This is a genomic window from Actinocrinis sp. (assembly GCF_035946395.1).
Lineage (GTDB): Bacteria > Actinomycetota > Actinomycetes > Streptomycetales > Catenulisporaceae > Actinocrinis.
In genome coordinates this window covers 1-8,043 of the sequence record NZ_DASYZI010000224.1, presented here as the reverse complement: position 1 = coordinate 8,043, position 8,043 = coordinate 1, and the positions used below count along the sequence as shown (strand labels likewise).

5 protein-coding genes and 1 pseudogene are annotated in these 8,043 nt (G+C 70.1%); 2 read left to right on the top strand and 4 right to left on the bottom strand.

Translation table 11 applies throughout. From position 1 onward, the window contains the following. Nucleotides 1-4,571 (bottom strand): ATP-dependent helicase (locus VGS97_RS14200; RefSeq protein WP_326853936.1); only part of this gene is annotated, 4,571 nt, incomplete at its 3' end. Nucleotides 4,572-4,624: 53 nt separating this feature from the next. On the opposite strand from VGS97_RS14200, the gene VGS97_RS14195 reads away from it, so the two are divergent. After that, nucleotides 4,625-4,810, top strand: coding sequence for a DUF3046 domain-containing protein (locus VGS97_RS14195; RefSeq protein ID WP_326853935.1), 186 nt, complete (start codon nt 4,625-4,627; stop codon nt 4,808-4,810). A 105-nt stretch (nt 4,811-4,915) separates the two neighbouring features. Here the strand turns inward: VGS97_RS14195 and VGS97_RS14190 are convergent, their stop codons facing one another. Next, nucleotides 4,916-5,962 carry a chaplin gene (locus VGS97_RS14190; RefSeq protein WP_326853934.1) on the bottom strand — a complete coding sequence of 349 codons (1,047 nt, stop codon included), beginning with the start codon at nt 5,960-5,962 and terminating at the stop codon, nt 4,916-4,918. Nucleotides 5,963-6,088: 126 nt separating this feature from the next. Beyond that, entirely contained in the window at nt 6,089-6,322 is a 234-nt protein-coding gene (locus tag VGS97_RS14185) for a chaplin (RefSeq protein ID WP_326853932.1), read from the bottom strand. 822 nt (nt 6,323-7,144) lie between these two features. Here VGS97_RS14185 and VGS97_RS14180 point away from each other — a divergent pair. After that, nucleotides 7,145-7,513: a cell division protein SepF gene (locus VGS97_RS14180; protein WP_326853931.1), complete on the top strand. Its 369-nt coding sequence runs from the start codon at nt 7,145-7,147 to the stop codon at nt 7,511-7,513. Between the two features lie 94 nt (nt 7,514-7,607). On the opposite strand, the pseudogene VGS97_RS14175 reads toward VGS97_RS14180, so the two are convergent. Further along, nucleotides 7,608-8,043: pseudogene (locus tag VGS97_RS14175) on the bottom strand (hypothetical protein); the annotation flags it as partial.

Below are 8,043 nucleotides of genomic sequence, written 5' to 3'. Positions count from 1 at the left end.
GTCGTCGGCGTGCGGCCGCCTGCGCGACTGCTCGTGCGGCCGGCTTCACCAGGCTCGCCCGCCTCGCCGGACAGCGCGCGGAGCCGGTCGACCGCCCCGTCCGCGGCGAACTGCGCGGCGCCGAGACCCTCGACGAAGTAGCCGCGGCGGCAGCGTCCCGCGTCTTCGAACGCGGATAACACGCGGTACACCGCGCTGAACCCGCCGGGCAGCCGCTCCGCACCCACCGCGCCACGAGTCACAATGCCGTACCGGTCCAGCAGTACCTCGCCGAGCGCCTGCGCTGATGCCGCTTTGGCTCGCGGGTCCGACGGCACCGCAGTGCGCAGGCGGGACCAGCGGCCCACAGCGGTTGCCGCCACCGCGCTCGGAAGCACCGGGGCAATGGCCGCCGCCGATGAGACGTACCGCATGGCGGCGTACCGGCCGCGCGGAGTCGGCCGCTTCGCGCGGTGTGCAGTACGGCCGGAACCGAGCAACGCGCGCACCGGCGCATACGTGTCGTTCGTGACTCGGCCGGCCCAGACCAGATCCCAGAGCGCGGTCAGTACGTCCGCTGGATCGACCGGCGAGTCTGAGGCTGCCACGGCAGGGTCGGATGGCTCGCCACCGGCGCGCGTGCCTCGGCGCCGGGCATCGGGAAGCTCGTCATCGTCACGTGCTCCGTGGCGTCTGGCATCGGTCCGGCGCTGCGTCTCGGACTGCGTGACGTGATCGACCAGCGAGCGGAAGAACAGGCCCGCGTCCCGCTCCAGGGCGGAGAGCAGCGCCCACTGCGCCGGCGAGGCGTCGTCGAGCGGTGTCGGCTCCGGCAGTACGAACGGCGCGATGGCCGCCGGGGCCAGTGCGACCCAACCGTCGTCCACGGCGAGCGCGCCCGCACCCGCCCAGACCACTTCGCCGCCCGAAGTCAGCTCATCCAGCATCGCAGGCTGATAATCCGACACGCGGGAGGGCAGCACGAGCCGCTCCAGCGCCGAGGCGGGAACCGGCACCCCGGCCAACTGCTCCACCACGCGCAGCACGCCGTCTACGCCGCGGAGCCTGCGGTCCGGCCGCTCACCAGGCTGCCCGACGTTCTGCCAGGCCGGCAGCAGCCGGGCCAGGGCGGCGGGATTCACCGGTTCGGCCTGCTGGCGCAGCGCCGCGACGGTTCGGCGACGCAACCGGCGCAGCACTCTGGCGTCGCACCACTCCTCGCCGCCTCCGTCCGGACGGAACGCACCGCGGATAACACGCCGTTCTGCGGCCAGCCGTTCCAGCACAGTGACGCATACGGCCACGCCGATGCCGAAGTGCTCCGCCGCCTGCCGCGCGGAGAACGGCGCGTGCGTGCGCGCGTAACGTGCCATCAGGTCGCCCAGCGGATCGACCACCGGCTCGGTGAACGCCTCCGGGACGCCCACCGGCAGCGGCACGCCGAGCGAGTCCCGCAATCGACCGGCGTCCTCGATCGCCGCCCACCGCTCCTCGCCGACGATCCGCACCCGGATCGCCCGCCGGGTGCGTTCCAACCCGGTGAGCCACGCCGCCTCAACGCCGCGCCGCGCCGCCTCCCCGATGGACAGCGGCCCGAGCAGACGCAGCAGGTCGGCGGCATCCTCGGCATCCCGGGCCGGCCGGTCGGCGGTCAGATGCTGGAGTTCCGCCTCCAACTCGGCGAGCACCTCGACGTCGAACAGATCCCGCAGTTCCGGCTGGCCGAGCAGTTCGGCCAGCAGCGAGGGATCGACGCTGAGGGCCGCCGCCTGACGCTCCGCCAGCGGCGAATCGCCCTCGTACATGAACTGAGCGACGTAACCGAACAGCAGCGACTTCGCGAACGGCGACGGCGCCGGGGTCTCGACCTGCACCACCTTCACCCGCCGCGCCTCGATGTCGCCGAGCAGTTCGGTGAGCCCCGGCACGTCGAACACGTCCTGGAGGCATTCACGCACCGTCTCCAGCACGATCGGGAACGAGGCATACTTCGCCGCCACCGCGAGCAGGTGTGAGGCGCGCTGCCGTTGCTGCCACAGGGGAACGCGCTGCCCCGGCCGACGGCGCGGCAGCAACAGCGCGCGGCCCGCGCACTCCCGGAACCGGGCGGCGAACAGCGCCGAGCCGCCGACCTGGTCCGTCACGAGCTGTTCGATCTCGTCGGGCGTGAAACGTGCGCAGCTGTCGAACACATTCTCGATGTTCGGCCGATCGCCGTTCGGCTCTGTCGTATTCAATTCGTCCAGGCCGAGATCGGCCCACGGCTGCTCCCAGTCGGTCTCCGGCAGCCGTAGCACGATCCCGTCGTCACCGTGCATCACCTGTGCGTCGAAGCCGAACTCCTCGCGCAGCCGCGCGTTGATCGCCAGCGCCCACGGGGCGTGCACCTGCGCCCCGAACGGCGAGTGGATCACCACTCGCCAGTCGCCCAGCTCGTCGTGGAAGCGCTCGACGACGATCGTCCGGTCGTCCGGAACGTGCCGGGTCGCTTCCCGCTGCTCCGACAGGTACGCCAGCAGGTTGCCCGCGGCCCACTCGTCCAGGCCCGCGGCCCGTAGCCGTTCGGTCGCCTCCTGTAGTTCGAGCCCTGCCAGCTCCCGGGTGAACGCGCCGAGCGCCCGGCCGAGTTCGAGCGGCCGGCCGAGCGTGTCGCCCTTCCAGAACGGCAGCCGCCCTGGCTGACCGGGCGCGGGGGAGACCAGCACCTTCTCGTGCGTGATGTCCTCGATCCGCCACGAGGACGTGCCGAGCGTGAACACGTCGCCGACGCGCGACTCGTACACCATCTCCTCGTCCAGCTCACCGACCCGCCGCCCGCCGCGCTTCTCGTCCCCGCCGACGAGGAAAACGCCGAACAGGCCACGGTCCGGGATGGTGCCGCCGGAGATGACGGCCAGCCGCTGCGCTCCGGGCCGGCCGGAGACGGTGCCCGCCTCGCGGTCCCACACGATCCGTGGCTTGAGCTCGGCGAACTCGTCACTCGGGTAGCGCCCGGCCAGCATGTCGAGTACGGCCTCGAACACCGGCTCGGTGAGCGTGGCGAACGGCGCCGCCCGGCGCACCAGGTCCAGCAACTCGCCGGTGTCCCAGCTGTCCACCGCGCACATCGCCACCAACTGCTGGGCCAGCACGTCCAGCGGGTTGCGCACCAGGCTGAGCGCCTCGATCCGCCCGCCGCGCATCCGCTCCGCGACCACCGCGGCCTGTAGCAGGTCGCCGCGGAACTTGGGGAAGATGACGCCGCGGGAGACCGCGCCGACCTGGTGCCCGGCCCGGCCGACCCGCTGGAGCCCGGAGGCGACCGAAGGCGGCGACTCGACCTGCACGACCAGGTCCACCGCGCCCATGTCGATGCCGAGTTCGAGGCTGGAAGTGGCCACCACCGCGGGCAACCGCCCGGCCTTGAGCTCCTCCTCGACCTCGGCGCGCTGCTCCTTGGACACCGAGCCGTGGTGCGCGCGGGCGAGCAGCGGCGGCGCCCCACCCGCCGAACCCGCCTGACCCATCAGCTGCGCAGGCACATGGAAGCCGTGATGAGGACGTGGCGCTGCTTCGGCGTCCATCGAGGCGACGGACATTGATTCGGCTGAGTCTGATTCAGCAGGGTCTGATTCGGCGGACGACACCGAAACGCCGACCGGCGTCGCGAGGTCGAGCCCGATGCGCTCGGCGTGGATCTCGTTGAGCCGATTGCACAGCCGCTCGGCCAACCGACGAGAGTTGGCGAACACGAGCGTGGACGTGTGCTCCTCGACCAGGTCGGCGACCCTGTTCTCCACGTGCGGCCAGATCGATGCCTTACGTCGGCCGGTCTCGTCGGCGGGGACCGCTTCAGAGCCGGTGTCGATGGTGTCGAGCGCGGTCAGGTCCTCCACCGGGACCACGACGCGTAGGTCGAAGCGTTTGTCTGTGGGCGGGGCGACGATCGTCGCCGGGCGGGTGCCGCTGAGGAAACGGGCCACCTCCTCGGCGGGGCGCACCGTCGCGGACAGCCCGATGCGCTGCGCGGGCCTGGGCAGCAGATGGTCGAGCCGCTCCAGGCTGAGCGCCAGGTGCGCGCCGCGCTTGGTCCCGGCGACCGCGTGCACCTCGTCCAGGATCACCGTCTCGACCGAGCCGAGCGCCTCCCGCGCCTGCGAGGTCAGCAGCAGGAACAGTGACTCGGGAGTGGTGATCAGGATGTCCGCGGGGGTGCTCAGGAACTTGCGCCGCTGGTCCGACGGGGTGTCCCCGGAACGCACCGCGATTCGTACGTCCGGCTCCGGCGCCCCGGCACGCACCGCGGCCTGCCGCAGCCCGGCCAGCGGCGCGCGCAGGTTGCGCTCCACGTCCACACCGAGTGCCTTGAGCGGGGAGATGTACACGACGCGGCAGCGCTGCTTCTCGCCGACCGGCGGCGGCCCGAAGGCCAGCCGGTCGAGCGCGGCCAGGAAGGCGGCCAGGGTCTTGCCCGAGCCGGTCGGCGCGATGACCAGCGCGTTGTGGCCACCGCGGATCGCCTCCCACGCGCCCACCTGAGCGGCCGTGGGCTGCGCGAAAGCGCCGTTGAACCACTGCCGTGTCGGCTCGGCGAACCCGTCTATAAGACCCATACGCCCATCTTCCCCTCCGCCACCGACAGATTTCGGCGGGTACGCTTTCCGGCGTGCGGCTGACGGTTTTCTGGGAGCGGATGACGGAGCGGTTCGGGCCCGTCTACGTGGATTCCTTCGCCCGCGACCACGTGATGAGCGAACTGGGCGGCCGGACCGTGCAGGAGGCGCTCGCGCAGGGGATTTCCGCGAAAGAGGTCTGGTCGGCGGTCTGCCGGTCGCTCGACGCGCAGAGCTGAACCGGCGGGCATTGGCAGCGGCGGAAACCAAGCGGAAAGCAAATCTCCGGCCCGCTCGTCGAGCGGACCGGAGACGATTGAAACCAGTTGAAGCCTGACGTGACGTCAGTGCGACCGGTCGAACCGGTTGAGGAAGCGTTTGCGCAGCAGCACGCCGCCACCGATCAGGCCGGCGCCGAACGGTGCGGCAGCCAGTGCGGCGGAACCCGTGTGCGCCAGCACTCCGGTAGGCGAACCTGATGATCCGCCGCTGCTCCCTGACATGCCACCGTGAGAGCCGCTCCCATTCGAACCTCCGCCATTCGAGCCACCGCCGTTCGAACCGCCGCCGCTACGCGTGCTCGGTGACAGAGACGGAGACGGAACGCCGGTAGGCGGCGAACTGCCGCCGATGGGCGTCGGTGTTCTGGAAGCGGAAGGCGGGCACGGCGTGCTCGGTGGAGGTGGCGGAGGAGTCGGCGGGCAGCCGCACCCGGTGCCTGTCGGCGTGGGGCTCGGTTGCGTCGGAACCGGCGTGGGCGTCGGGGAGGGGCTCGGTTGCGGCGGCTGGCTCTGGCCGTTGTTCGCGCACGAGTTGCCGAACACCGAGTTCAGAATGCCGATCACATCGACCTGGTTGCCGCAGACGTTCACCGGCGCGTTGATCGGCACCTGGATCACGTTGCCGGCGCCGATCCCGGGTGAACCGCTTGAGCTGCCCGTCGTCGTCGTTGCGCTGCCGCCGCCGTGGTTCGCACAGGAGTTGCCGTGGTCACTGTCGCCGATGCCGATCACGTCGAGCTGGTTGCCGCAGACGTTGATCGGTGCGTTGACTGGCACCTGCACGAGATTGCCCGAACCGACGCCGGGTGAGCCGGTCGCGCTGCCGGAGGCCGACGTGGATCCGTCGTTACCGCTTGGCCTGCCGCCGTTCTCGCAGGAGTTCCCGGTTACCGCGTCCAGGATGCCGATCACGTCCAGTTGGTTGCCGCAGACGTTGATCGGTGCGTTGACCGGCAGTTGGAGCAGGTTGCCCGAGCCGATGCCGGGAGAATGTGTTGTGTTGCCGGTAGCAGTCGTGTCGGCGTGTGCGTTGGCCATGCCGAGGCCGGTCATCAGCAGGCCGCCTGTGGTCATCCCGAGCACGACGCGTCGTTTGGTCGAATAGTTCATGCGTGAACCTGTCTTTCAGTCGACTCAGCCTGGCTGAGGCTCGGGCGTGCGTCGCGGGAGAACCGGAGCCCGGCCCACGCTAGGCGGGCCGGGCTCCGCGGACGGCCGGACGCTGCCGGCCTGCGGTCAGTTCATGCTGTGGTTGCCGAAGACCGAGTCGAGCAGCCCGATGACGTTGATCGCGTTGCCGGTGATGTTGGTCGCGGTGTGCACCGGGATCTGCACGTTGTTGCCCGAGCCGACGCCCGGGGAGTTGGTCGCGTAGCCGTCGGCCGAGGTGTCGGCCAGCGCGGCGCCGGCGCCGGCCAGCACGATGCCGCTGGTGGCCGCGGTCAGCACGGCGAACTTCTTGAGGTTCATCGATTCCTCCTGGCCGCGGTCCGGTGCGGAGCGCGGCCGTGGTTCGTGGCTCTGCGGAGTCGGCCGGGGGTATTGACGGCGGCGGTATAGCGGCGGCGATGGGCGGGAAAGGCACTGCCTGCCACCGCTCGTTCGCCGCTGCACCGGCTGGCTTCGAAGAGCGCGATTCGGTTGACTACTGGGGCACGCGGCGCCCCGGTCCGGTCCGGCCGTCTAGGATCCGGACCCCTCGGGAGGCGCCACGTGGAACCCAACGAGGCCTGCGTGTGCCGAGGTACGGATCCGGTGTGTTGATCCTTCTTTCCGGCGAACCTACGGTCAGTCAATGTCGGCTGTTCGGAGGTCTAAATACGGTGACTCGTCGTCGTATGATCGGCCGCCGCGCGCTCACCGCCTGATGCACCGCCTCGCGCCATCTGACGCGAGGCGACGCCGCGTCAGCCACCGGCGGCCAGGACAAAAGCGCGACAAGTAATTCGAAGAATTGTTCGATGGATTCAGCTCGCTGAAGCGTGGGAACGAGGTAGAACGGCTTTGCCCACAGCAGACGGCGAATCCCGGTGGCGTACCGCGGATTGTCGGCGTGGGGATTTCGCCGACGCGTATACCACCACCCGCTGGCACATTCGGCGCGTCGCGAGTCTCCGGCGTGGAAAACCGGCTAGCGTAGGCAGCCAAGAAGGGAAACACTCGAATGAGTGACGTCCGGCGACGGCTGGTGACGACGTGGCGGGTCTGACCCGCCGTGAGGTCATCGCTGCCGAAGTGTCATTCGTCGATGGCAGGATGATCTGACAGTGTGATCTGGAAGGGAGGCGTGCGATGGTTTCGAGCCGCAGGGCGACCGCCCCGCATTTGGTGCCGGTCGACGACGGCGAGCGGTGGTACGGCGAGGAGCCCGCCGCGCAGGCCGGCTACCGGATCGCCACCGTCCGGCCGCAGAGCTTCACCGACGCCAAGGTGATCGGCGAGTTCTTCCGGGACGGCATCCCGGTCATCATGAACCTGGCCGACCTGGAGGAGGCCGACGCGAAGCGGATCGTCGACTTCGCCTCCGGCCTGATCTTCTCGCTGCGCGGCGGCATAGAGCGGGTGGCCTCCCGGGTCTTCCTGCTCTCCCCGCAGGGGACCGAACTCATGGACGGCGCCCAGAGCCCGTCCGCCGACCCGGGCTTCTTCAACCAGGACTGACGTCATCCGGGACAGACACGGGGCTGACATCTGAACGTTGGCCGTCGCACGCAAACTCACTCGCGTGCGACGGCCAACGTCGTGCCTGCTGCATCTACTGCTGAGTTCCCCGCTCTGCTTCTTCCAGATGCTGCGTCCGCCCTATCTCATCTATCTCATCCACCTGCCCGACCTCCTGAGTCCTGGCTTCCACCGCGTCCTGGATCGGCGCCCTCTGCGATGCCATCGGAATGGCGACGGTCGGCTGCTCGGCCGCCACCGCTGGCGGCGGCTGAAGCGCGACCGGCTGCGGTGTCGACGGCTGCTGCGGAACCACAGGCTGCTGCGACGCAGCGTGCTGAGGCGGCACTTGGGGTTGCGGTTGCAACTGAGGTTGTGGCTGAGGCTGCGGGGCAACCGGTTGCGGCATCTGCTGCATGTGCGATGCCGGCGGCATCTGTTGCTGTGGCATGTGTGGCTGGGGCATCGGTGGCCGCGGCATCTGCGGTTGGGGCGCCATCATCGGTTGCGGCGCGGGCGGCGCGAGCGGT

What these genes read in the sequence shown, in the direction of transcription:
- VGS97_RS14190 (WP_326853934.1), bottom strand. Translation starts at nt 5,962, where the DNA reads ATGAACTATTCGACCAAACGACGCGTCGTGCTCGGGATGACCACAGGC.
- VGS97_RS14185 (WP_326853932.1), bottom strand. Translation starts at nt 6,322, where the DNA reads ATGAACCTCAAGAAGTTCGCCGTGCTGACCGCGGCCACCAGCGGCATC.
- VGS97_RS14180 (WP_326853931.1), top strand. Translation starts at nt 7,145, where the DNA reads ATGGTTTCGAGCCGCAGGGCGACCGCCCCGCATTTGGTGCCGGTCGAC.